The sequence below is a fragment of the Promicromonospora sp. CA-289599 genome, assembly GCF_050936155.1.
Taxonomy (GTDB): domain Bacteria; phylum Actinomycetota; class Actinomycetes; order Actinomycetales; family Cellulomonadaceae; genus Promicromonospora.
In genome coordinates this window covers 1,645,113-1,667,756 of sequence record NZ_JBNJNI010000001.1, presented here as the reverse complement: position 1 = coordinate 1,667,756, position 22,644 = coordinate 1,645,113, and the positions used below count along the sequence as shown (strand labels likewise).

At 70.7% G+C, this 22,644-nt stretch carries 21 protein-coding genes; 18 read left to right on the top strand and 3 right to left on the bottom strand.

Annotation, left to right across the window (positions count from 1 at the left end):
- The first annotated feature begins 46 nt into the window (after positions 1-46).
- The 13 genes from ACQEVI_RS07360 (at position 47) to nucS (ending at position 10,963) form a co-directional block, all read left to right on the top strand.
- Entirely contained in the window at positions 47-760 is a 714-nt protein-coding gene (locus ACQEVI_RS07360; RefSeq protein WP_432896273.1) for an L-threonylcarbamoyladenylate synthase, read from the top strand.
- On the top strand, positions 757-2,124 hold the full coding sequence (locus ACQEVI_RS07355; protein WP_432896270.1) for an MraY family glycosyltransferase: 1,368 nt from the start codon (positions 757-759) through the stop codon (positions 2,122-2,124). Before ACQEVI_RS07360 ends, ACQEVI_RS07355 begins: the two co-directional genes overlap by 4 nt.
- On the top strand, positions 2,121-2,573 hold the full coding sequence (locus ACQEVI_RS07350; RefSeq protein WP_432896267.1) for a hypothetical protein: 453 nt from the start codon (positions 2,121-2,123) through the stop codon (positions 2,571-2,573). Before ACQEVI_RS07355 ends, ACQEVI_RS07350 begins: the two co-directional genes overlap by 4 nt.
- A gap of 136 nt (positions 2,574-2,709) precedes the next feature.
- Complete coding sequence (gene atpB / locus ACQEVI_RS07345; protein WP_432896264.1) at positions 2,710-3,603, top strand: F0F1 ATP synthase subunit A; 894 nt, start codon at positions 2,710-2,712, stop codon at positions 3,601-3,603.
- Between the two features lie 123 nt (positions 3,604-3,726).
- Positions 3,727-3,957 carry an ATP synthase F0 subunit C gene (locus tag ACQEVI_RS07340; RefSeq protein ID WP_432896262.1) on the top strand — a complete coding sequence of 77 codons (231 nt, stop codon included), beginning with the start codon at positions 3,727-3,729 and terminating at the stop codon, positions 3,955-3,957.
- The gene (locus ACQEVI_RS07335) at positions 3,957-4,538 is read left to right on the top strand and encodes a F0F1 ATP synthase subunit B (RefSeq protein WP_432896259.1); all 582 of its coding nucleotides are present in this window, start codon (positions 3,957-3,959) and stop codon (positions 4,536-4,538) included. The genes ACQEVI_RS07340 and ACQEVI_RS07335 overlap by 1 nt, the downstream gene beginning before the upstream one ends.
- Positions 4,538-5,350 carry a F0F1 ATP synthase subunit delta gene (locus tag ACQEVI_RS07330; RefSeq protein WP_432896257.1) on the top strand — a complete coding sequence of 271 codons (813 nt, stop codon included), beginning with the start codon at positions 4,538-4,540 and terminating at the stop codon, positions 5,348-5,350. Before ACQEVI_RS07335 ends, ACQEVI_RS07330 begins: the two co-directional genes overlap by 1 nt.
- 56 nt (positions 5,351-5,406) lie before the next feature.
- Positions 5,407-7,035: a F0F1 ATP synthase subunit alpha gene (atpA, locus tag ACQEVI_RS07325; protein ID WP_357511480.1), complete on the top strand. Its 1,629-nt coding sequence runs from the start codon at positions 5,407-5,409 to the stop codon at positions 7,033-7,035.
- 3 nt (positions 7,036-7,038) lie between these two features.
- Positions 7,039-7,932, top strand: a complete 894-nt coding sequence (locus ACQEVI_RS07320; RefSeq protein ID WP_432896254.1) for a F0F1 ATP synthase subunit gamma — start codon at positions 7,039-7,041, stop codon at positions 7,930-7,932.
- Positions 7,933-7,990: 58 nt separating this feature from the next.
- Complete coding sequence (gene atpD / locus ACQEVI_RS07315; protein WP_432896252.1) at positions 7,991-9,466, top strand: F0F1 ATP synthase subunit beta; 1,476 nt, start codon at positions 7,991-7,993, stop codon at positions 9,464-9,466.
- 103 nt (positions 9,467-9,569) lie between these two features.
- Positions 9,570-9,830: a F0F1 ATP synthase subunit epsilon gene (locus ACQEVI_RS07310; protein ID WP_377142179.1), complete on the top strand. Its 261-nt coding sequence runs from the start codon at positions 9,570-9,572 to the stop codon at positions 9,828-9,830.
- A gap of 12 nt (positions 9,831-9,842) precedes the next feature.
- Positions 9,843-10,268, top strand: coding sequence for a DUF2550 domain-containing protein (locus tag ACQEVI_RS07305; RefSeq protein WP_377142176.1), 426 nt, complete (start codon positions 9,843-9,845; stop codon positions 10,266-10,268).
- Positions 10,268-10,963 (top strand): endonuclease NucS, encoded by a 696-nt coding sequence (gene nucS, locus ACQEVI_RS07300; protein WP_432896248.1) that lies wholly within the window; start codon positions 10,268-10,270, stop codon positions 10,961-10,963. Before ACQEVI_RS07305 ends, nucS begins: the two co-directional genes overlap by 1 nt.
- 12 nt (positions 10,964-10,975) lie before the next feature.
- On the opposite strand, the gene ACQEVI_RS07295 is transcribed toward nucS, so the two are convergent.
- Positions 10,976-13,003 (bottom strand): beta-galactosidase, encoded by a 2,028-nt coding sequence (locus ACQEVI_RS07295; RefSeq protein WP_432896245.1) that lies wholly within the window; start codon positions 13,001-13,003, stop codon positions 10,976-10,978.
- Between the two features lie 58 nt (positions 13,004-13,061).
- Positions 13,062-13,988 (bottom strand): aldo/keto reductase, encoded by a 927-nt coding sequence (locus ACQEVI_RS07290; protein ID WP_432896242.1) that lies wholly within the window; start codon positions 13,986-13,988, stop codon positions 13,062-13,064.
- Between the two features lie 174 nt (positions 13,989-14,162).
- Between ACQEVI_RS07290 and ACQEVI_RS07285 the strand changes: the two genes are divergently transcribed.
- From ACQEVI_RS07285 to ACQEVI_RS07265, 5 genes are all read left to right on the top strand, one after another.
- Complete coding sequence (locus ACQEVI_RS07285) at positions 14,163-15,437, top strand: N-acetylglucosamine-6-phosphate deacetylase (RefSeq protein WP_432896239.1); 1,275 nt, start codon at positions 14,163-14,165, stop codon at positions 15,435-15,437.
- Between the two features lie 46 nt (positions 15,438-15,483).
- Positions 15,484-16,101, top strand: coding sequence for a DUF402 domain-containing protein (locus ACQEVI_RS07280; protein WP_432896236.1), 618 nt, complete (start codon positions 15,484-15,486; stop codon positions 16,099-16,101).
- Positions 16,102-16,188: 87 nt separating this feature from the next.
- Entirely contained in the window at positions 16,189-16,779 is a 591-nt protein-coding gene (locus tag ACQEVI_RS07275; protein ID WP_432896233.1) for a GNAT family N-acetyltransferase, read from the top strand.
- Positions 16,780-16,962: 183 nt separating this feature from the next.
- Entirely contained in the window at positions 16,963-19,488 is a 2,526-nt protein-coding gene (locus ACQEVI_RS07270; RefSeq protein ID WP_432896230.1) for a glycoside hydrolase family 3 C-terminal domain-containing protein, read from the top strand.
- A 52-nt stretch (positions 19,489-19,540) separates the two neighbouring features.
- Positions 19,541-20,188, top strand: coding sequence for a DUF624 domain-containing protein (locus ACQEVI_RS07265; RefSeq protein WP_432896227.1), 648 nt, complete (start codon positions 19,541-19,543; stop codon positions 20,186-20,188).
- A 69-nt stretch (positions 20,189-20,257) separates the two neighbouring features.
- Here the strand turns inward: ACQEVI_RS07265 and ACQEVI_RS07260 are convergent, their stop codons facing one another.
- On the bottom strand, positions 20,258-22,624 hold the full coding sequence (locus tag ACQEVI_RS07260; RefSeq protein WP_432896224.1) for a xyloglucanase: 2,367 nt from the start codon (positions 22,622-22,624) through the stop codon (positions 20,258-20,260).
- Positions 22,625-22,644: the final 20 nt, after the last annotated feature.

The following is a 22,644-nucleotide window of genomic DNA, read 5'->3' as shown; positions in this document are numbered from 1 at the left end:
CGCCTGGAGCATCAGGGAGCCCCCGGATCGTGAAAGACTGTTCCGCGTGAGTGTGCCTGTGCAGCCCGTGCTCGACGCCACCGACCCGCAGACCTGGGGCCCGGCGATCGACGAGGCGGTGAATGCGATCTCCCGTGGGGGCCTCGTGGTCCTCCCCACCGACACCGTGTACGGCATTGCTGCCGACGCGTTCGACGAGGCAGCCGTCGCCGCGCTCCTCGCGGCCAAGGGCCGCGGCCGGCAGATGCCGCCGCCGGTCCTGGTGGGTGAGGTGGCGACCCTCGACGGCCTGGCCATCGACGTGCCCGACGACGCCCGCAAGCTCGTCGAGGCGTTCTGGCCCGGCGGTTTCACGATCATCCTGCGCGCGCAGCCGTCGCTGCAGTGGGACCTCGGCGACACGGGCGGCACGGTCGCCCTGCGGATGCCGGACCACCCCGCGGCCCTCGCCCTGCTCAAGCGCACCGGCCCGCTCGCCGTCTCCAGCGCGAACAAGTCGGGCAGCCCGGCCGCGCAGGACGTCGCGGACGCCGAGCGTCAGCTCGGCGGCTCGGTGGCGGTCTACCTCGACGGGGGCGAGGCGCCGGGTGGCGTCGCCTCCACCATCGTGGACGCGACCGGCCCGGTGCTGCGCGTCGTGCGCGAGGGCGCCGTGTCGCTCGAAGCGCTGCGTGCGGTCACCGACGTCGAAGGAGCACAGGTGTCGCCCGAGGACGACCCGATCGATCTCCCGGCCGGTGCCGCGGAGGACGACGAGTGAGGGTGTACCTGCTCCTGATGCTCGTGGCCGCTGCGGTCACGTTCCTGACCACGCCCTTTGCCCGCTGGGTGGCCATGCGTACCTCGGCGATCTCCGCCGTGCGGGCGCGTGACGTGCACTCCGTGCCGACGCCGCGCCTCGGCGGGCTCGCCATGCTGATCGGCATCGTCGTGCCGATGCTGCTGGCCTCGCAGATGCCGTTCCTGTCGGGGGTGTTCGACGATCCCCAGGTGTGGGGCATCGTCGGCGGCGCCGCCATCGTGTGCGCGCTCGGCTGGGCCGACGACAAGTGGGACCTCGACTGGGTCACCAAGCTCGCGGGCCAGGTCCTGGCCGCCGGCTTCATGGCGCTGCAGGGCGTCCAGCTCATCACGATGCCGATCGCGGGCGTGACCATCACGTCGTCGCGCGTGTCGCTCCTGGTGACCGTGCTGATCATCGTCATCGCGATGAACGCGGTGAACTTCGTGGACGGCCTCGACGGGCTGGCCGCGGGCATAGTCGCCATCGGCGGCACCGCGTTCTTCCTGTACACCTACGGGCTCACCCAGCAGGTCTCGGCGGACGACTACGCGACGCTGCCCTCGGTCATCCTCGCCGTGATGGTGGGGGTGTGCATCGGCTTCCTGCCGCACAACTTCCACCCGGCGCACATCTTCATGGGCGACGCCGGGTCGATGCTGATCGGCCTGGTGATGGCGGGCGCGGCGATCAGCGTGACGGGCAACATCCCGCCGGGCGTCATGACCGGCGCCCAGGCGCTGCCCGCCTTCATCCCGCTGCTGCTGCCGGTGGCGGTGCTCATGCTGCCGCTGCTCGACATGGGGCTGGCGGTCATCCGGCGGCTCGCCGCGGGCAAGTCGCCGATGGCGCCCGACCGGATGCACCTGCACCACCGGATGCTGGCCCTCGGCCACTCCCACCGCCGCGCCGTGGTGATCCTGTACGTGTGGACTGCCGTGTTCGCGTTCAGCGCCGCGGCGCTCGTGCGGTGGGACTGGGAGATCGTGCTGATCTGGACCGGTGTGTTCGTGGTGCTCGCGCTGCTGGCCACCCTCGGCCCGCTGCGTCACCGCGGCCGCTTCCTGGACGACGACGTCGCCGCGCTCTCCGGCCAGACGCCGAAGGTTCCCGCAGCCGTCGGGGCCGCCGCCACCGCGGGTGTCGGGCTCGAGGCCAAGGTGCCGGTCCAGGTCGTCGTACCGCAGGTCGTCGCTTCACAGGCCGTCGCTTCACAGGCCGTCGCTTCACAGGCCGTCGCTTCGCAGAGCGGGTCCCGCCCGGGCGCCGCTTCCCAGGGCACCGCTCAGCACGGTGCCGTTCACCAGAGTGCCGTGTCCAAGACCAAGGAGACCATCGAATGACCGAGCAGGTACCTGACGCACCCAGCGCCCCCCGGGGCGCTGCCGAGCGGGCGGTGCTGCGCACGGCCCTGCGCGACTGCCTGATCCTCGTGGCAGGGCTCGCGGTCCTGGGCTCGCTGGTCGGCCTCCTGGTCGCAGGACAGCCAGGGCTGTGGGGCGCGCTGATCGGCGCCGCGCTCGCCGCGTTCTTCTGCGCGACGACCGTGTGGTCGATGCTCTACACGGTGGGCAAGGGCGCGACCGCGATGGGCGCCGTGGTGATGGGCAGCTGGATCGCCAAGATGGTGGTCCTCGTCGTTGTCCTCGCCGTGCTGACCCGGTTCGACTTCTACGACCGCGTGGTCCTGTTCGTGGTGCTTCTGCTCGGGGCAGTGGGGTCGGCACTGCTCGACTATCGCGCGGTCAAGAACGGTCGGCTCCCGTACGTCGAGCCCGAAGCCGGGGCCTGACGCGCCATCCGGCGCGGACAGCGGGCCGCACGCGGTTGCGCAATAAGTCACAAGGCGCCGTGCCATGCGGTTATCCGGCCAATTCCGGGTGGGACATAGGTTAGGCTTACGACTGAATCCATGACGGCCAGGCCCGATGGCGCGCCCGTTCCGCCCCTTTGCGGTGACGCGCGCTGGGCCTAATGACCACCTGGGAGTCCTCCTGTCCACGTATGCGACGTCCGTAATCCTCGCCGCCACTGAAGGCCACGAGGGTGAGGGCGGCTTCCACACGCCGTCGATCACCGACTTCTTCCCGTCGGCAATCCTCTTCGAAGGCACCATCTTCCAGATCGACCGACTCTGGATCATCCGAATCATCGCCACCATCGTGCTGCTGTCGATCTTCGTGATCGTGGCCCGCCGGGCGAAGGTGGTGCCGGGTCGGTTCCAGACAGGCGTCGAATATCTGCTGAGCTTCGTCCGGGTGCAGATCGGCGAAGAGATCCTGGGCAAGGACAACGCCAAGCGTTTCGTGCCCATGCTCACGACCATCTTCTTCACCATCCTGGCGTTCAACCTCACGGGTGTGATCCCGGGGCTGAACCTCGCCGCCACCTCGCGCATCGGTGTGCCGCTGCTCCTGGCTCTCTGGGTGTTCGTCACCTACTGGGCCGTGGGCATCCGCAAGCACGGGCTGGGCGGTTACCTCAAGGCCAACCTGTTCCCCCCGGGTGTGCCGTGGCCGATCTACTTCATCCTGACGCCGATCGAGCTGCTGCAGATCCTGATCATCCGGCCGGGTTCGCTGATGGTGCGACTGGTGGCCAACATGGTCGCCGGGCACATCATGATCGTGCTCTGCTTCGCCGCCACGCAGTTCTTCGTCGTGGACTCGGCAGGCACCGGCCTGATGGCCTTCGGTGCGCTCACGATCCCGGCGGGCATCTTCGTGACCCTGTTCGAGGTCCTGGTCGCTTTCCTGCAGGCGTACATCTTCGCCCTGCTGGCCGCGGTCTACATCAGCATGTCGCTGGAGGACGAGCACTGACTCGCTCCTCCGGGCGACGCTTCATAGCTACCCCTGTAACAACTGCGACGGGCGCAGCAACGCCTTCGCACACCACGCGACGCCGCACCGACCGGTCCGGCGCCCAACGGAAGGAAGACGCAAGTGGACGCCAACATTCTCGCTGAGGTCAACGGCAACCTGAACGCGATCGGCTACGGCCTCGCTGCGACGGGCCCCGGTATCGGCCTCGGTATCCTCATCGGCAAGACGATCGAGGGCATGGCCCGCCAGCCCGAGGTCGCCGGCCAGCTCCGCGCCACCATGTTCCTGGGTGTCGCGTTCGTCGAGGTGCTCGCGCTCCTCGGTCTCGTCGCCGGCTTCCTCTTCGAGTGATGGCGGCGCACACGAGCGCCGCCCCAGTGGTAGCGGCGCAGACGGAAGGGCCGCAGGGCATCGAGCTGTTCCTGCCTGCCGGATACGACCTGCTGTGGTCGTCGGTCACGCTTCTCATCATCGCGGTGGTGTTCTACAAGTTCATCCTGCCCCGGATGAACGCGGTGCTCGACGAGCGCTCCGCCCTCATCGAGGGCGGCATCGAAAAGGCTGAGGCAGCCCAGAAGCAGGCCGACGAGGCCCTGGCGCAGCAGCAGCAGCTGCTCGCCGAGGCCCGCGCCGACGCCGCGCAGGTCCGTGAGGAGGCGCGTGCCGAGGGCACCGCCATCATCAAGGAGCTCAAGGCCAAGGCGAGCGAGGAGGCGGAGCGCATCGCCGATACCGCCCGTCGCCAGATCGAGGCCGACCGACAGGCCGCGTCCGTGTCCCTGCGCAACGAGGTCGGCGCGCTCGCGACCGACCTGGCGTCGAAGATCGTGGGCGAGTCCCTCGAGGACTCGGCCCGTCAGTCGCGCGTGGTGGACCGCTTCCTCGACGAGCTCGAGGCAAGCCAGGCCGTGGCAAGCAACAAGGAGGCGTGATGCGGGGATCGAGCGGGGCATCGCTGACGGCGGCGCAGGAGCGCTTCGAGCCGGTGCTGCGTGCCGCGGGTGCGGACGCACTGACGCTCGGTGAGCAGCTGCTCACCATGGTGTCGGCGCTGGACGACTCCGCCGCGCTGCGCCGCTCGCTCGCCGACCCCTCCCGCGAGGGCGAGGCCAAGGCCGGCCTGGTGGCCGACCTGCTGAGCGGTTTCGACGAGCGCGTGGTCGACCTCGTGTCCGGACTCGTCCGGTCACGCTGGGCGAGCGACGCGGACCTGGCCGACGCCATCGAGCGTCTCGGTGTGGACGCCGTGCTGGCTTCCGCCGAGGCGCGCGGGGCGCTCGAGACGGTGGAGGACGAGCTGTTCCGGCTCACCCGGTCGCTCGGCGGCCAGCGTGCGGCCAAGCAGGTCCTCTCGGACGCCACCACCGCTCCCGAGCGCCGGGTGGCGCTCGTGGACGCGCTGGTCGGCGGCAAGGTCGACACCGTGACGCAGAGCCTGGCCAGGCGGGCGACGTCGTCGCTGCGTGGCCGTCGCTTCGTGCAGACGCTCGGTTGGTTCGGCGAGGTCGCGGCGGAGCGTCGCAAGCGCCTCGTCGCCTCCGTGACGAGCGCGACGGTGCTCACCCGCGAGCAGGAGCAGCGCCTCGGTGCGCTGCTCGAGCGCTCGTACGGGCGGCCCGTGCAGCTGAACGTCACCGTGGACCCGGCAGTCGTCGGGGGCATGCGCATCCAGGTCGGCGCGGACGTCGTCGACTCCACTGTCCTGTCGCGCCTTGCTGACGCCTCGCGTCGTCTGGCCGGCTGAATACGTGAACAAGAACCTTCCGCCGCGGCTTTCGCGGCCACGACAGGAGATAAGCAATGGCTGAGCTGACGATCCGGCCGGACGAGGTCCGGGCCGCGCTGGACAGCTTCGTGAAGTCCTACGAGCCCCAGGAAGCGGTCGCCGAAGAGGTGGGCCGCGTCTCGTACGCAGCGGACGGCATCGCCCGCGTCGAGGGCCTCCCTGGCGTGATGGCGAACGAGCTGCTGCGCTTCGAGGACGGCACGCTCGGACTCGCGCAGAACCTGGATGTCCGCGAGATCGGTGTGGTCGTCCTCGGCGAGTTCACCGGCATCGAGGAGGGCCAGGAGGTCCGTCGTACCGGTGAGGTGCTCTCGGTCCCCGTGGGCGAGGGCTACCTCGGCCGCGTGGTCGACCCGCTGGGTACCCCCATCGACGGCCTCGGTGCCATCGAGACCGACGCCGTCCGTGCCCTCGAGCTGCAGGCGCCCGGCGTCATGCAGCGTAAGTCGGTGCACGAGCCGCTGCAGACCGGCATCAAGGCGATCGACTCGATGATCCCGATCGGCCGTGGTCAGCGTCAGCTGATCATCGGTGACCGCCAGACGGGCAAGACGGCGATCGCGGTCGACACGATCATCAACCAGAAGGCGAACTGGGAAAGCGGCGACCCGAAGCAGCAGGTCCGCTGCATCTACGTCGCCATCGGCCAGAAGGGTTCGACCATCGCCGCCGTGCGTGGCGCCCTCGAGGAGGCCGGCGCCCTGGAGTACACGACGATCGTCGCGGCTCCGGCGTCCGACCCGGCAGGCTTCAAGTACCTCGCGCCGTACACCGGCTCGGCCATCGGCCAGCACTGGATGTACCAGGGCAAGCACGTCCTGATCATCTTCGACGACCTGTCGAAGCAGGCCGAGGCCTACCGTGCCGTGTCGCTGCTGCTGCGTCGCCCGCCGGGCCGCGAGGCCTACCCGGGTGACGTCTTCTACCTGCACTCCCGTCTGCTCGAGCGTTGTGCGAAGCTCTCGGACGAGCTGGGCGCGGGCTCCATGACCGGTCTGCCGATCATCGAGACCAAGGCGAACGACGTCTCGGCGTACATCCCGACGAACGTCATCTCCATCACGGACGGGCAGATCTTCCTGCAGTCCGACCTGTTCAACGCCGACCAGCGTCCCGCCGTGGACGTCGGTATCTCGGTCTCCCGAGTCGGTGGTGACGCGCAGATCAAGGCCATGAAGAAGGTCTCCGGCACGCTCAAGCTGGAGCTGGCGCAGTTCCGCTCGCTCGAGGCGTTCGCGATGTTCGCGTCCGACCTCGACGCGGCGTCCCGCGCACAGCTGCAGCGCGGCGCCGTCCTGACGGAGCTGCTCAAGCAGCCCCAGTACTCGCCGTACGCGGTCGAGGACCAGGTCGCTTCGGTGTGGGCCGGTACGAAGGGCAAGCTCGACGACGTCGCGGTCGAGGACGTCAAGCGGTTCGAGTCCGAGCTGCTGGACCACCTGCGCCGCAAGACCGACGTCCTGGAGACGATCCTCAAGTCCGGCAAGCTGGAGTCCGACACGGAGGAGGCGCTGAGCGCCGCCGTGGACGACTTCCGCGCGGGCTTCCAGAAGAGCGACGGCACGCCGCTCGTCGGTGGCAGCACCGAGGACGGCCCCGTCGACGTCGAGCAGGCGCAGATCGTCGTCAAGAAGAAGGCCTGACCCGTGGCCGGTGGAGCTCAGCGCGTCTACAAGGCGCGGATCAAGTCGACGCAGTCGCTGAAGAAGATCTTCCGCGCGCGTGAGCTGATCGCCGCGTCCCGCATCGGCAAGGCTCGCGCGGCGGCAGCGGCGGCGGCGCCGTACGCGCAGGCGATCACCCGTGCGGTGTCGGCTGTCGCGTCGCACACGGACGTGGACCACCCGCTCACGCAGGAGGAGGGCGGCAACCGCGCAGCGGTGCTCGTCGTCTCCTCCGACGCGGGCATGGCCGGTTCCTACCCGATGGCGATCGTCCGCGAGGCTGAGAAGCTCGTCGGGCAGCTGACGGCCGAGGGCAAGGAAGTCGTGCTGTACGTGGCCGGCCGCCGTGCGATCGCGTACTACACGTTCCGTGGGCGGGAGATCGCCAAGAGCTGGTCGTACGGTTCGGAGAAGCCGACGCCCGAGGCGGCGCAGGACATCGCCGAGACGCTGCTCGAGGTGTTCCTCGCGGAGGAGCCCGACGGCGGTGTCAGCGAGATGCACGTGGTCTCCACGCTGTTCGTCAACATGGTGTCGCAGCGGGCCCGCGTGGTGCGCATGCTGCCGCTCGAGGTGGTCGAGGGTGTGACCGAGGCCGACGAGCACGAGGCCCTGCCGCTCTACGACTTCGAGCCGTCGCCCGAGGCCGTGCTGGACGAGCTGCTCCCGCGCTACATCGAGCAGCGCATCTACGCGATGCTGCTCGACGCCGCCGCGTCCGAGCTCGCTGCCCGTCAGCGGGCCATGCACACGGCGACGGACAACGCCGAGGACCTGATCCGCACGTACACCCGACTGGCCAACCAGGCACGTCAGGCAGACATCACCCAGGAGATCAGCGAGATCGTCTCCGGGGCCGACGCCCTGGCGTCCTGAACAGACCCGAAAAGACTCCCCGCCGGAGGACCCTCCGGCCCACCGAAGCGAGGCAAGTATGACCGCCACCACCGTGGAATCCACGGTCGAGCACACGAGCGGCCCCGGCACCGGCCGGGTCGCTCGGGTGATCGGACCCGTCGTGGACATCGAGTTCCCCGATGACGCGATCCCTGAGATCTACAACGCGCTGACCGTCGAGATCGACCTGTCCGGCAAGGGCGAGAACAAGTCCGTGCTGACGCTCGAGGTCGAGCAGCACCTGGGTGACTCCCTCGTGCGCGCCATCGCCCTGAAGCCGACCGACGGCCTGGTCCGCGGCGCCGTGGTGACCGACACGGGCGAGCCCATCAGCGTGCCCGTCGGTGACATCACCAAGGGCCGGGTCTTCAACGTGACCGGTGAGGTCCTGAACCTCGCCGAGGGCGAGAAGTTCGAGGTCACCGAGCGCTGGCCGATCCACCGCAAGGCCCCCGCCTTCGACCAGCTCGAGTCGAAGACGACGATGTTCGAGACGGGCATCAAGTCCATCGACCTGCTCACCCCGTACGTCCAGGGTGGAAAGATCGGTCTCTTCGGTGGTGCGGGCGTCGGCAAGACGGTCCTCATCCAGGAGATGATCCAGCGTGTCGCCCAGGACCACGGTGGTGTGTCGGTGTTCGCCGGTGTCGGTGAGCGCACCCGTGAGGGCAACGACCTGATCGCCGAGATGGACGAGGCGGGCGTCTTCGACAAGACCGCCCTCGTCTTCGGCCAGATGGACGAGCCGCCGGGCACGCGTCTGCGCGTCGCCCTGTCGGCCCTGACGATGGCGGAGTACTTCCGTGACGTGCAGCAGCAGGACGTGCTGCTCTTCATCGACAACATCTTCCGCTTCACGCAGGCTGGTTCCGAGGTCTCCACGCTGCTCGGCCGTATGCCGTCCGCCGTGGGCTACCAGCCGAACCTGGCCGACGAGATGGGCCTCCTCCAGGAGCGCATCACCTCGACGCGTGGTCACTCCATCACGTCGCTGCAGGCCATCTACGTGCCTGCTGACGACTACACCGACCCGGCCCCGGCCACGACGTTCGCCCACCTGGACGCGACGACCGAGCTCTCCCGGGAGATCGCGTCGAAGGGTCTGTACCCGGCGATCGACCCGCTGGCCTCGACGTCCCGCATCCTCGACCCGCGTTACGTGGGCCAGGAGCACTACGACGTCGCGACGCGCGTGAAGTCGATCCTGCAGCGCAACAAGGAGCTGCAGGACATCATCGCCATCCTCGGTGTGGACGAGCTCTCGGAAGAGGACAAGACGGTCGTCGGGCGTGCCCGCCGTATCGAGCAGTTCCTCTCCCAGAACACGTACATGGCCGAGAAGTTCACCGGTGTGGTGGGCTCGACGGTGCCTCTGTCGGAGACCATCGAGGCATTCAAGAAGATCGCTGACGGTGAGTTCGACCACATCGCCGAGCAGGCCTTCTACAACATCGGTGGCCTCGAGATGCTCGAGGAGAACTGGGCACGGATCCAGAAGGAGTACGGGGCCTGAGGCTTCGTCCATCCTCCGTGCGTGATGCCGTCCCGCCGGGCATGCCAGAATCAGGCAGTCCGGCAGGGACGGCATCGCGCCCGCTACATCGGAAGGAGCTCTCGTGGCAGAGCTGAGCGTGGACCTCGTGTCCAGGGACCGCAAGGTCTGGAGCGGTGCGGCGACGCAGGTGAGCGCGCCGTCCGCGGACGGGCAGATCGGCATCCTGGCGAACCACACGCCGCTGCTGGCTGTGCTTCGCCCGGGCGTGATCAAGGTGGACACAGCTTCGGGGACGGCCGTTGAGGCGCAGGTCACCGGTGGTTTCGTGTCCGTGGACAACAACCTCGTCACCCTCGTGGTCGACGAGATCTCCCTGGTCTGAGGGAGAGCGCGAGTGCCCGGCGTCATATGGATCGCGATAGCGGTGCTCGGCGCGCTCGCGCTGGTGCTCGCACTGGGGATCTCCCGGCTGCGGACGCTCTCTCGCAGGGTAGGTTCGTTCAACTGCAATGCCCGGCCGACCGGGAACCCTGAGGGTTCCTGGACGCCGGGCATCGCGCAGTACGCGGTGGGCCGGATCGAGTGGTGGCGGTGCTGGTCGCTGGCGCCCCGTCCGGCCCGCACGTGGTACCGGGAGCGGCTCACCGTGACCGGTCGCACCCCGCTCGACCCGGACGAGCGTGGTCAGGGTGACCACTACCTCGTCCAGTGCCGGTACGACGGGCTCGACTTCGAGCTCGACCTCGCTGCCGGCGACTACTTCGGCCTCGCCTCCTGGCTCGAGGCCGCCCCTCCCGGACGACAGGATCTGGTTCTCTGATGCGGCTGGTCGTCGCCGACTGCTCCGCCCTCTACACGGGCCGCCTGACCGCGATGCTCCCGCCGGCTACCCGGCTGCTCGTGGTCAAGGCCGACGGAAGCGTGCTCATCCATTCCGACGGTGGCTCGTACAAGCCGCTGAACTGGATGAGCCCCCCGTGCACCCTCGCGGTGCGCGAGCCCTCCGAGGAGGCCGCCGCACGCGGTGTCACCGAGGTGTGGACCGTCCAGCACGCCAAGTCGGACGACCGGCTCGAGGTCGAGCTGTTCACCGTGCACCACGACTCCGCGCACGACCTGGGCATCGACCCCGGTCTGGTGAAGGACGGCGTCGAGGCGCACCTGCAGGAGCTGCTCGCGGAGCAGATCGTCCTGCTGGGCGCCGGGCACACCCTGGTCCGCCGCGAGTACCCGACGGCCATCGGCCCGGTCGACATCCTCGCGCGCGACGCCGCCGGCGCGTCGGTCGCGGTGGAGATCAAGCGCCGCGGCGACATCGACGGCGTCGAGCAGCTCACGCGGTACCTGGACCTGCTGAACCGCGACCCGATGCTGGCCCCGGTGCGCGGCGTCTACGCCGCCCAGGAGATCAAGCCGCAGGCCCGCGTCCTGGCCCACGACAGAGGCATCACCACCCTCCTCCTGGACTACGACACCATGCGCGGCGCGGACGACCCGACCACCCGCCTCTTCTGACCGGTCGGCGGGCTACCGGACCGTCACCGACCACTTGGCGTCGGGCGTCTCCCGGATCACCGCGTACCCGCCGGCGGGCACCACGATCCCGGTATCGGTGGGCGCGTCGGTGACGAGGTCGTGCCCCTGCCCGGTGATCCGGACCGGCCGGTCGCCGTGGTGCAGCAGGAAGAGGTACGTGCCCGCCGCGCCGCGCCGTCGGATCGCCTCGAGCCCCGTACCCACCGCCTCGGGAACCACCGGGCCGACGCCGTGCTCCGCGAGCCGGGCCGCGACGAAACCGTCCCACGACTCCTGGACCATCCGCGCCGAGACATACGTGGCGCTGCCGTCGCCGACGGCGTGGCGGGTCACGGCGGGCAGGCCCGCGAGCGAGCCCTGCGTGTAGGTGGCGAGGACCTCCGCCCGGGGCGGGTCCATCCGCTCGGTCCACTGGTCGACGGTCGACCCGTCGCTGAGCTCCTGGGTCTCCGCCGGGTCGAGCGGACGGTGCTCGGTGACCCGGACACCCAGGAGGTCCCGCAGCCGGCCCGGGTAGCCACCGGGGGCGACTCGCTGGTGCTCGTCCGCGATCCCGGTGAACCGGCCGACGACGAGGTGCCCGCCCGCCTCGACGTACCGGGTGAGCCACTCGACGGTGCCGGAGTCCATCGCCATGAGGGTCGGGACGAACAGCACCCGGTAGCGAGCGGCGTCGGCGCCCGGACGCACGAAGTCGACGGCGGCCCCTGCCCGCCACAGGGCGCGGTGCGTCGCACGGACCTCCGCGGTGTAGTCGAGGTCGTCGTTCGGCAGGTGCGGTGTCTGGAGCGACCACCGGCCGTTCGCGTCCCACAGGATCGCGACGTCGGCCTCGACCACCGGTCCGTCCTGCGGCGGTTCCGCGATCTCCTGGAGGCGGCCGAGGAGCGACCCGAGCTCGACGACGCCCTCGAACGTCCGGCTCTCCGGGCCGACGTGCGGCACCATCGCGCTGTGCCACGTCTCGGAGCCGCCGGCCGAAGCGCGCCACTGGAAGAACAGCGCACCCTGGGAACCCCGCGCGACGTAGCCGAGGGAGTTGCGCAGCATCCGGTCGGGGTCCTTGAAGGCCTGCCGGGCGCCGTCCCGGATGCCGGAGGCGCTCTGCTCCATGAGCAGCCAGGGGCCGCCGCCCCACGAACGGGTGAGGTCGGCGCCGTACGCGACGTGGGCCTCTCCGTCCGGGCCGGTCGTGTCGAGGTAGTGGTCGACGGAGGCGAGGTCCAGCTGTTCGCTCCAGTCCCATTGGTTGAGGTGGTCCCAGGTGGGCTGCATGAAGTTCGTCGTGACGGGAGCCGTCGAGCCGGCCGTGCGGATCTCGTCCCGCTGCTCGACGCAGGCCGCGAGCATCTCGTCGGAGCAGAACCGCTTGAAGTCCACCGCGTGGGCCGGGTTGGCCAGGTACTGCGTCGTGCGCGGCGGCAGGATCTCGTCCCAGTCGTCGTACCGCTGGGACCAGAACGCCGTGTACCAGGCGTCGTTCAGCGCATCGAGCGATACGTAACGCTTCCGGAGCCAGCGGCGGAAGGCTGCCGCCGAGTGGGGGCCGTGGTCGACCGTCCCGTACTCGTTGTGCACGTGCCAGCCGCGCAGGCGCGGGTGCGCGCCGTAGCGCTCGGCGAGGAACCGCGCGACGCGCCGTGCGGCCTGGCGGTAGGCGGGGGCGCTGATCGCGTACGTGTCCCGCGAGCCGTGGGACACGTAGGTCCCGTCGGCCCGGACGGGCAGCGCGTCCGGGTGCGCCCTGGTGAACCACGGCGGCGGGGACGCGGTGGGGGTCGCGAGGAAGAACCCGATCTCGTTCTCGTCGAGGAGCGTGACGACGTCGTCCAGCCAGCCCGGCTCGAACTGCCCCTCACGGGGTTCGAGCGCGGCCCACGAGAACACCCCGATCGTCACCGTGTTCACGCCTGCTCGACGCATGAGCGTCATGTCCTCGGCCCAGACCTCGCGCGGCCACTGCTCGGGGTTGTAGTCGCCGCCGAAGAGCAGGCGGTCGGGTACGAAGGGAACCGTCATTGGTCGTCCTCGGGTCGGTGGAGCGTCGGGTCTGCAGGTAGCAGGACAGCAGGGCAGGTCAACGGCCGAGCTCGCCGGCCCAGTGGGCCGGGTCGGGCAGTGCGGCGGCGAGCTCGGGCCAGACGCCGTCCGGCACCTCGACGTCCGCCCACGCGGTGATCTGGGCGAGCTGGGCAGTGCTCGTCACGCCGACTATCGTCCCCGTGACGCGCGGGTCCCGGTCGCCGGTCCGGAGCGCGAGGGCGCCCACGGGGACGCCTGCCGCACGCGCGATGTCGCGGATCCGCAGGATGGCGTCCCGCTGGGCGTCGTCGACGTCGCGGTAGTGGTAGTGCCGCACCGGCCCGTCGTCGTCGGCGAGAGCACCGCCACCGAACGGGGCGGCGTTGAGGACACCCACGCCGCGTTCGGCGCAGTCGTCCAGCAGCGTCTCCGCCGACCGGTCCAGGAGCGTGAGGCGGTTGTGCGTCACGACCGCTTCGAACTCACCGGTACGCACGTACTGCCGCAGCAGCCCGATCGGCCCGCCGGCCACCCCGAGGTGCGCGATCACGCCCGCCTCGCGCAGCTCCAGCAGGGCGCGGACCGGACCGTCGGGCGCGACGGCGTCGGCGAACGGCATGCGCTCCGGGTCGTGGAAGTGCACCAGCGGCAGCCGGTCGAGGCCCAGGCGTTCGCAGGACTCGGCGACGGACGCGCGCACGCGGTCGCCCGAGAAGTCGCCGGATCCGGGCAGCGGGTCCACCTTGGTGAACACCTGGACCGGACCGGCGATCCCGTCGAGAGCCGACCCGATGTACGCCTCGGCGTCGCCGTACTCGTTGCTCGTGTCCCACGTGCGCCATCCGGCGGTCGCCGCGGCGCTCAGCAGGGCGGTCGCCCCGGCGGTGTCGAGCCGGCGCCCGATACCGGACGTCCCGAGCACTACGGAGGGCACGAGCAGCCCGGTCCTGCCGAGCACCTGGTGGGGAAGTGTGGCGGTCATCCGTCAGCCGGCCCGGACGTGCGAGAAGGTGGCGACAACCAGGACGGGCTTACGCATCATTCACATCTTCCTTGACGTGCGGTGAGCGCTCGCGCGGTTGGCGAAGCGCTTCGATGATCAGGTGGCATCATCGCCAGGCGAAAAGCGGCCTGTCAACCCTGGCAGGATGTCCGCATGACTGATTCCGGTGCACTGGTGGTGCGCGGTCGCCTGGTCCAGCCCTCCGCCGTGGTGGACGACGGCGTCGTCGTCGCCTCGGGCGGTCGTGTCACCTTCGCGGGCTCGGTGTCCGACGCACTGGCGACCGGGTACGGCCCCGCCGTCGAGACCGTGCTGCCGGCCCCCGGCACCTACCTGCTGCCCGGTCTCGTGGACCTGCACAACCACGGCGGGGGCGGTGTCTCGTTCCCGGACGTGACCACTGCCTCCGAGGCGCTGACGGGCGTGCTCGAACACCGTCGCCACGGCACCACCACCCTGCTCGCGTCGCTCGTGACGGCCCGGCCCGAGGTGCTGCTGGAGCGCGCGTCGGTGCTGGCCGAGCTCGCCGTCGCGGGTGAGATCGAGGGCCTGCACGCGGAAGGACCGTTCCTCTCGTACCACCGCAGGGGCGCACACAACCCGGCTGACCTGCAAGAAGGCAGCGTCGACCTGGTCAAGGACCTGGCCGAGGCCGCCCGTGGTTACCTGCGCACGATGACCGTCGCACCCGAGGTGCCGGGCGTGACCGGCCCCGGCGGTGTCGCGGAGGCGCTGGTCGAGGCGGGTGTGCTGCCCTCGCTCGGCCACACGGACGGCAGCACCGAGCAGGCCGAGGCGCTGATCGCGCAGGTGACCGCCGCGCTCGCCGCCGCGGGCCGCCCCATCGGACCCATGACCGCGACGCACCTGTTCAACGGGATGCGCCCGCTGCACCATCGCCGGCCGGGCCCCATCGCGGCCTGCCTGGCCGCTGCCGCTCGCGGCGACATGGTCGTCGAGCTCATCGGTGACGGCGTGCACCTCGACCCGGCGACGGTCCGCTCGGTGTTCGACATGGTGGGAGCCGACCAGGTGGTGCTGGTCACCGACGCGATGGCGGCGGCGGGCGTCGCCGACGGCCGCTACGAGCTGGGCCCCATGTCCGTGGAGGTGCTCGACGGCGTGGCGCGGGTCGTCCCGGAGGAGGGAAGCCCGGAGCCCGAAGGAGAGGGGCCGATCGCCGGCGGCACCGCGCACCTGATCGACGTCGTGCGGCTCGCGGTGTCCGGTGGCTTTCCCCTGGTCGACGCCGTGCGCTCCGCGACGGCTGTGCCCGCGCGCGTCCTGGGGCTGACCGGCGAGGTCGGCAGCCTGGACCCCGGCGCCCGAGCCGACGTCCTGATCACCGACGCGGACCTGCACCCCCTCCGGGTCCTGCGCCAGGGCGTCGACGTAACGGCCGGCCGGCCGGCACCGCCACGGAGTTGACGCCGATGTCGCCGGGCCGTAACCGACCGCTGTTAACGTGCCGGGCATGACGCCAGTGTTCCAGCCCGGCCAGACAGTGGTGCGCCGCGAGATCATGCGGGGCGAACCGTGGATCGCGATGCCACAGGTGTGCGTCCAGGACGACGGCGACCTGCTCGTCACCTACACCCCTGGCGGCACCCCGATGGTGTACCCCGAGGCCGGCGCCTTCCCGGTGGGGGAGCACCCCTGGAAGCTCGCGGGCAGCACGAGCTGGCGCGGCCACGGCCGGCTCGAGCTGCACTGGACAGGGGTCGAGCACTCCATCTTCCTGTTCTGGGACGGACCCCAGCGCGCCTTCCAGGGCTGGTACTTCAACCTCGAGGACGCGCCCCGCCGCACCCCCATCGGCTTCGACACGCTCGACCACGAGCTCGACGTCTGGTGGGCCGCCGACGCCGAGACCTACGAGTTCAAGGACGTCCTCGAGTTCGAGGAGACCGGGCCGGCGCGCTACCCCGGCCGCATGGAGCAGATCCGCGCCGAGGGCGACCGGATCGCCGGCCTGCTCGACGCCGGCGAGCTCTGGTGGGACAAGGCCTGGGCCGACTGGACGCCCGATCCGTCGTGGCAGCCCCGCGCCATGCCCGCGGGCTGGGCGACGGTGCCGTTCGAGGCACGCTGAACCGCGACTCGCCGGAGCCCGATCCGATCCGAAGATCGCCGGGGTGATACCGGTGGCACGGATGTTGCCGCGCGCTACGGTCGGACCGTGCCCTCATCGCTGCCCGTCCCCAGACCTGCCGTACCCGGTCCCGCCGCACCCGAGTGGCCGCTGGTCACCGACCGCCTCCAGCTCCGCCCGGTAGCTCCCGCCGACGCCGAGGCCTTCCTCCGCTGGCGCTCGCGTACCGAGGTGGTGCGGTTCATGTACCAGCCGCCGTGGGACCTGCCCACGGCTCAGGCGAAGCTCAGCACCTGGTCGACGGCGCCGTTCGAGGAGGTCGGTGACGTGCTGGTGCTGGCGATCGAGGTCGACGGCGACGTCGTCGGCGAGGCGATGCTCAAGTGGGCGGCCGGCGCGCGGCAGGCCGAGCTCGGTTACGCCCTGCACCCCGACGTCAGCGGGCGGGGTCTCGCGACCGAGGCCGCCCGCGCCACCCTGGACCTGGCCTTCACCACGTACGGCTTCCACCGCGTGTACGCGCGGATCGACGAGGAGAACGCCGCCTCCGTCCGCGTGGCCGAGCGGCTCGGCATGCGCCTCGAGGCCCACCTCCTGGAGAACGACCTGCGCGACGGCGTCTGGTCCAACGAGGTGGTCTACGCGCTCCTCGATCGCGAGCACGCGGCGCTCGCGTGATCCACCGGCAGCCCATCGACGCGCACTGTCGACGTCCTTTATTTTCGCCAGGCGGGTAGCGCTCGCCGCCGTCGGCCGGGTACCGTCCATCGAAGCGCTTCGACATTTCGTCGGCAGCGCACGCCCCACTGTGCCTCAGCCGCACACCTGGCCGCACCGCCGCGGCACCCTAAGGAGGAACCCATGGACGTGCCCCCCTTCCGCGATCCCGCGCTGCCCGTGTCCGAGCGCGCCCGCGACCTGCTCGCCTCGCTCACCCCGGAGGAGCGCCTGGCGATGCTGCACCAGCACCAGCCGGTCATCGACCGCCTGGGCCTCGGTGCGTTCCACACCGGGTGCGAGGCTCTGCACGGCGTCGCCTGGCTGGGCCGCGCGACGGTGTTCCCGCAGCCGGTCGGCCTGGCCGCGACCTGGGACCCGGAGCTCGTCCGCAGGGTCGGCGAGATCGTCTCCACCGAGGTTCGTGCCAAGCACGTGGCGGACCCGGCCGTGAGCCTGAACGTCTGGGCGCCGGTCGTGAACACGCTCCGGCACCCGGCCTGGGGCCGCAATGAGGAGGGGTACTCCGAGGACCCGCACCTCACCGCACATCTCGCCACCGCCTACTGCCGCGGCTTGCGCGGGGACCACGAGCGGGTGTGGAAGACCACGCCGACCCTCAAGCACTTCCTCGCCTACAACAACGAGACCGACCGGTCCTCGACGAGCTCGAACCTCACTCCGGTCACGCTGCACGAGGAGGAGCTCCCCGCCTTCCGCGAGCCGATCGAGCAGGGCGTGGCCGCGGGCGTCATGCCGGCGTACAACCAGGTCAACGGCACCCCGGCGCACCTGCAGACCGAGCTCTTCGCCGAGCTGCGGTCCTGGACCGACGACTCGGTCGCACTCGTCTCCGACGCTGCCGCCCCGATGTTCGTGGTCAAGGTGCAGCGCGCCGCGGCGGACCGCGCCTCCGGTAACGCCGCGCTGGTCCGGGCAGGCGTCGACTCGTTCACCGACGACGACGCCGACTCCGCGCCCACCGTCCAGCGCCTCCAGGAGGCTCTCGACCGCGGCCTGCTCACCATGGAGGAGGTCGACCGCTCCGTGCTGCGCATGCTCGAGCTCCGTCTGCGCAGCGGCGAGCTCGACGGCGACGCCGACCCGTACTCGGGCATCACGGCGGACGACATCGACCTGCCCGAGCACCGCGCGCTGGCACGAGAGGCAGCAGCCCGCTCCGTCGTCGTGCTGCGCAACTCCGACGGGCTGCTGCCGCTGCCGGCGGGGGGCTCGGTCGCCGTCGTCGGACCGCTCGCCGAGGCGGTGCTCACCGACTGGTACTCGGGCACACCGCCCTACGCGGTCACCCCGGCGGACGGTCTCCGTGCCGCGTTCGGCGCGGACCGCGTGGTCGTGGCCGACGGCTCCGACGTCGTCGCCCTGCGTGCGGCGAACGGACGGTACGTCTCCGTCACGGAGGACGGCACGGCGGTCGTCGCGGACTCGGCCACGGCCGGCAAGGGTGCGCGCCTCTCCGTCACGGACTGGGGCGGGGGCGTGCTCACGCTGCGATCGGCCGCCTCCGGCCGCCTGCTCACCGGCGGCGCCTACCCGATGCGCGCGGACGCCGAGCGGGTAGGGGGCTGGGAGGTTCAGGAGAGCTTCCGCAAGCATGTGCACGACGACGGCTCGTGGTCACTGCTGCACCTCGGCTCCGGCCGCTGGGTGCGTGTGCAGCGCGACACCGGCCTGCTGTGCGCCGAAGGGCACACGCTCGCCGACGCCGAGCGGTTCACGGCTCGCGTGCTCGAGTCCGGTGCGGCCCTGGTGGCCCAGGCGGCTGTCTCGTGCGACGCCGTCGTCGTCGCGGTCGGGAACGACCCGCACCTGAACGGTCGCGAGACGCAGGACCGGCCCGACCTGTGGCTGCCCGAAACGGCGGTGGAGACGTGGCGTGCCGCTGTCGAGGCCAACCCCAGGGCTGTGCTGACCATCGTGTCGAGCTACCCGTACGTGCTCGGCCCCGGCGTCGACGACGCCCCCACCGTGGTGTGGAGCAGCCACGGCGGGCAGGAGCTCGGGCACGGCCTGGCCGACGTGCTGACCGGCGCCGTCGAGCCGTCCGGTCGGCTGGCCCAGACCTGGCCGGCACGTCCGGAGCAGGCGGGCGACCTCTTCGACTACGACACCCGCCGCCAGCAGATCACCTACCGGCACCTGCCGGCCGACGAGGCGGGTGTACCCGCCTTCGCCTTCGGCCACGGACTGACCTACTCGTCGGTGTCCTACGAAGGCTTGTCGCTCTCCGCGGCCGAGGTGGCAGCACCCGCGCCGACACGCGACCACCCGCCGCTGACACCCCGCGACCCGGCCGGCCAGGGCGTCGTGACGGCCACCGTCACGGTGCGCAACACCGGTGCGCGGCCTGCCGACGAACTGGTGCAGGTGTACTCGCTCGGTGCGGCCGGGACAGACTCGCCGGTGCGGCTGCTGCTCGGCTACGGTCGCGTCCGGCTCGAGCCGGGCGAGACGGCGTCGGTGGCCGTGCCCTTCGACACCGCGCGTCTCGCGCTGTGGCACGGGACGATGACGCCGTCCGGTGACGCGCCGGGCCTGCTCGACGGGGACCTCCGGGTCCCGGCCGGCGCTTACTCCGTGGCCGCCGGAGCGTCTAGCGTGAGCCTGCCGGTCCGCGACGAGCTGACCGTTACCGGGCCGACCGGGTGAGGACCACTGTATGAGGACCACTGTATGAGGACGCAGCCATGAGGACGCAGCCATGAGGGTCGACCCCGACAGCCGCAGCGTGCAGGGACTGACGACGTTCCTGCAGTTCGTCGCGCTCAACGTGCTGTACATCGTGGCCTGCGTGCCGGTGGTGACGGCAGGGGCGGCGACCGCAGCGCTCTACGAGGTGGCGCTGCGGTACGCCGACGAGGAACGGGGATACCTGATCCGGGGCTTTCTCGTCGGCCTCCGTCGCAACCTGTGGCGGGGCAGCGCCGTCGGGCTGCTGTTCGGCGTGCCGATCGCGATGCTGGGCTTCGCCGCGGTCTTCTGGCTGGCGCTCGACAGCGCCCTCGGCACCGCCGTCGGCACGATAACGGTGCTGTTCATCGCCTATCTGGTGGCCGCGCTGCTGTACGGCCTGGCGCTGGTCGCGCGGTACGCCGACCCGCTGGGCCGGACAGTGCGCAACGCCCTGCTGCTGCCGCTCGGCGAGCCGCTGCGGACGCTCGCCCTGCTGCTGCGGCCGGCTGTCATGGTGAGCCTGATGTACGTGTACCCGCCGTTCGTGGCGCTCGTGGTGACCATCGGGTTCTCGGTGGGTGCTTACGTGGACGCGTTCGTGCTGCACAGCGTCTTCCGGCGGCGCGGCGGCGATCCGACGGCGCTCGACCCGGTGGACCCGCACTCCGGCGAGTGACGTGCGAGAGGTGCCCCCGACCTGGGCCGATACGAGCCCAGATCGGGGGCACCTCTGTCGGTGGTGGTCTCAGCGGGCGATGTCGCCGTAGATGATGCCGCGGCCGTTGGTGGTGAGGTAGACGCGGCCGTAGATCCACGGGTCGCCGGTGATCGCGGACCCCGACCAGGCCCACTGGTGGTCGTCGTCGTTGATGCGGACCCAGCGGCTGCCGCCGTCGGTCGAGCGGTAGATGGCGGCCTTGCCGCCGATCCGCGCGGAGCTGTAGATCGTCGGGTAGCTGGACCTCTTGGCCGCCTTGCCGAAGCCGACCGACTCCGCGGTCTGGAACCTGGTGATGCGCTTCCAGGTGCTGCCGCCGTCCCTGGAGCGCCACATGCCGCCGGTGACACCCGTCTTCTCGTCGCCGCGCCCGGCCAGCCACAGGTGCTTCTTGTGGCCGGGGACGGCGCGGAAGTCGTCGACGCCCGCGGTCGGCAGACCCCTCGCTCCGGTGGCGGCGAACGTCGCGCCGCCGTCGGTGCTGCGGTAGAACGTGCCGCTCGAGAACGCGTACAGGACGGACGGGTCGACGCGGTCGGACCGGATCTTCGCGCCCGCAGGCAGGCCCCGGACCGGGATCCAGGTCTCGCCCAGGTCGGTGCTGTACACCGGGGTGACCTCGGAGCTGCCGGGCGTCCAGAAGATCCTGGACCCGTTGGCGCTGATCGCGACGGTGCCGCCGTGGCCGTCGCCGAGGACGCCCTCGACGCGCGCGGCGTTCTTCCAGGTCTTGCCGCGGTCGGTGGAGACGCCGACGTGGCCCTTCTCGTTGCCGTGCACGTTGCCGGTGCCGACGATGATGTCGCGCTCGTACTGGGCGAAGTCGACGCTGGTGCCCGTGGACCAGTCGGTGTCGATCATCGGCTCGGCCCGGTCGAGATTGGTGTGGACGAAGCCGCCGACGTCGCCGACTGCCGAGACGAGGGCCCCGCCGAGAGCGGCGAGGTCGAGGATCGCGCACTCCTCCAGGCCTTCGACGCGGACGGCGACGGTGAACTTCTCGACCGGCAGCGCGACGCGTTCACCGGCCTCGTTCTGGCCGATGAGCTCACCCTGCGCGTCCCACCGGGTCAGCTCCTCGGTGCCCCAGATGGTCGCGCCGGTGCCCCACATGATCCGGTCGGAGTTGTGCGGGTCGATCGCGAGGGCGTCGATCATCCACCCGTGCTTGACCGCGTACTGGGGCCCCTGGTCCTCGCCGTTCCACGACAGCCACGGGCTGCCGGTGTTGTCCATGTCGAACCGGTCGTGGCGGTCCTGGCCTTCGGCGTAGTCCCAGCTGAGCTGCCAGGTGGCGCCGGAGTCGGTGGAGCGGTAGAGGATCTCGTCGGGATACCAGTTGTTGCGCGTGGCCGCCATGAGCGTGCCGGGGTTCTGGCGGTCGACGGTGATGCCCCCGAAGGCCGGGATCACGCCGCGCGGGTTGTACCCGGGAGTGACGTCGGTCCACTCGCCGGTCCGGGTGGCGAGCCGCACGATCTTTCCGCCGTCGCCGGAGGCAGGCGCGCCGTTGTAGGGGCCAGGATCGTGGCTGGTGACGACGTACAGGTACCCGTTCACGTTGTCCACCGCGGACTGGCCGGGGATGGTGCGGTTGCCGTCCGCGGACCCGAGCGCTTCGGCCGCGCCGGGGACCGCCTGCCAGGTCGATCCGCCGTCCTCGGAGACGTACAGCGGGTCTTCCGGGTCGGCCACGCCCACATAGACCTTGCCGCCGGCCTGGTCGAAGTCGATCCAGAGCACGCCCTGGTTGTCGGCGAGGAGCGGGTTCGACGGGTCGGCGACGAAGTTGCCGGGGTTCGGGAACTCCTCGACCTGCGCCCAGGTGCGGCCGTGGTCCTTGGACCGCCACAGCCCGTTCCCGTTCGGCGTGCCGAGGTAGAGCTCGGCGTTGTCGGCCGGGTTGACGACGAGGCGCTCGCCCATGCCACGGCCGGGCATGTTGCCGCCCTGCTTGAACGGGAGCTCGGCGATGCCCCAGGTGTCGCCCTTGTCGTCGGAGTAGAGCACGGCGCCGTTGTTCGGGTCCCAGTCGATGGTGTACGTGCCCACCGCGGCGTAGACGCGGTGGGTGTCGACCGGGTCGGTGGCCATGGAGACGACGCCGGAGTAGCCCCACTTGTCGCGGCCGACCCAGTCCAGGAGCGGCTTCCAGGTCCTGGAGTTCTCCTGCCAGCGGTAGCAGCCGCCGATGTCGGTGCGGGCGTAGATGAGGTTCTGCTCGGTCTCGTTGAAGATGATGCCGGGCACGAAGCCGCCGCCGTTGATGACGGCGTTCTTCCACGTGTAGGTGCACGCGCCAGGCGCGTGCACCTTGGCCTGTGCCGGCGCGGGGCCGATCGTGGCCACGGCCGCGGCCGCGCCGATCGACGCGAGGAAAGTGCGTCGTTGCATGATGCTCTCCTTGGTTCTGG

What these genes read in the sequence shown, in the direction of transcription:
- ACQEVI_RS07350 (WP_432896267.1), top strand. Translation starts at nt 2,121, where the DNA reads ATGACCGAGCAGGTACCTGACGCACCCAGCGCCCCCCGGGGCGCTGCC.
- atpB (WP_432896264.1), top strand. Translation starts at nt 2,710, where the DNA reads ATGGCGCGCCCGTTCCGCCCCTTTGCGGTGACGCGCGCTGGGCCTAAT.
- ACQEVI_RS07335 (WP_432896259.1), top strand. Translation starts at nt 3,957, where the DNA reads ATGGCGGCGCACACGAGCGCCGCCCCAGTGGTAGCGGCGCAGACGGAA.
- ACQEVI_RS07330 (WP_432896257.1), top strand. Translation starts at nt 4,538, where the DNA reads ATGCGGGGATCGAGCGGGGCATCGCTGACGGCGGCGCAGGAGCGCTTC.
- atpA (WP_357511480.1), top strand. Translation starts at nt 5,407, where the DNA reads ATGGCTGAGCTGACGATCCGGCCGGACGAGGTCCGGGCCGCGCTGGAC.
- atpD (WP_432896252.1), top strand. Translation starts at nt 7,991, where the DNA reads ATGACCGCCACCACCGTGGAATCCACGGTCGAGCACACGAGCGGCCCC.
- nucS (WP_432896248.1), top strand. Translation starts at nt 10,268, where the DNA reads ATGCGGCTGGTCGTCGCCGACTGCTCCGCCCTCTACACGGGCCGCCTG.
- ACQEVI_RS07295 (WP_432896245.1), bottom strand. Translation starts at nt 13,003, where the DNA reads ATGACGGTTCCCTTCGTACCCGACCGCCTGCTCTTCGGCGGCGACTAC.
- ACQEVI_RS07290 (WP_432896242.1), bottom strand. Translation starts at nt 13,988, where the DNA reads ATGACCGCCACACTTCCCCACCAGGTGCTCGGCAGGACCGGGCTGCTC.
- ACQEVI_RS07285 (WP_432896239.1), top strand. Translation starts at nt 14,163, where the DNA reads ATGACTGATTCCGGTGCACTGGTGGTGCGCGGTCGCCTGGTCCAGCCC.
- ACQEVI_RS07280 (WP_432896236.1), top strand. Translation starts at nt 15,484, where the DNA reads ATGACGCCAGTGTTCCAGCCCGGCCAGACAGTGGTGCGCCGCGAGATC.
- ACQEVI_RS07270 (WP_432896230.1), top strand. Translation starts at nt 16,963, where the DNA reads ATGGACGTGCCCCCCTTCCGCGATCCCGCGCTGCCCGTGTCCGAGCGC.
- ACQEVI_RS07265 (WP_432896227.1), top strand. Translation starts at nt 19,541, where the DNA reads ATGAGGGTCGACCCCGACAGCCGCAGCGTGCAGGGACTGACGACGTTC.
- ACQEVI_RS07260 (WP_432896224.1), bottom strand. Translation starts at nt 22,624, where the DNA reads ATGCAACGACGCACTTTCCTCGCGTCGATCGGCGCGGCCGCGGCCGTG.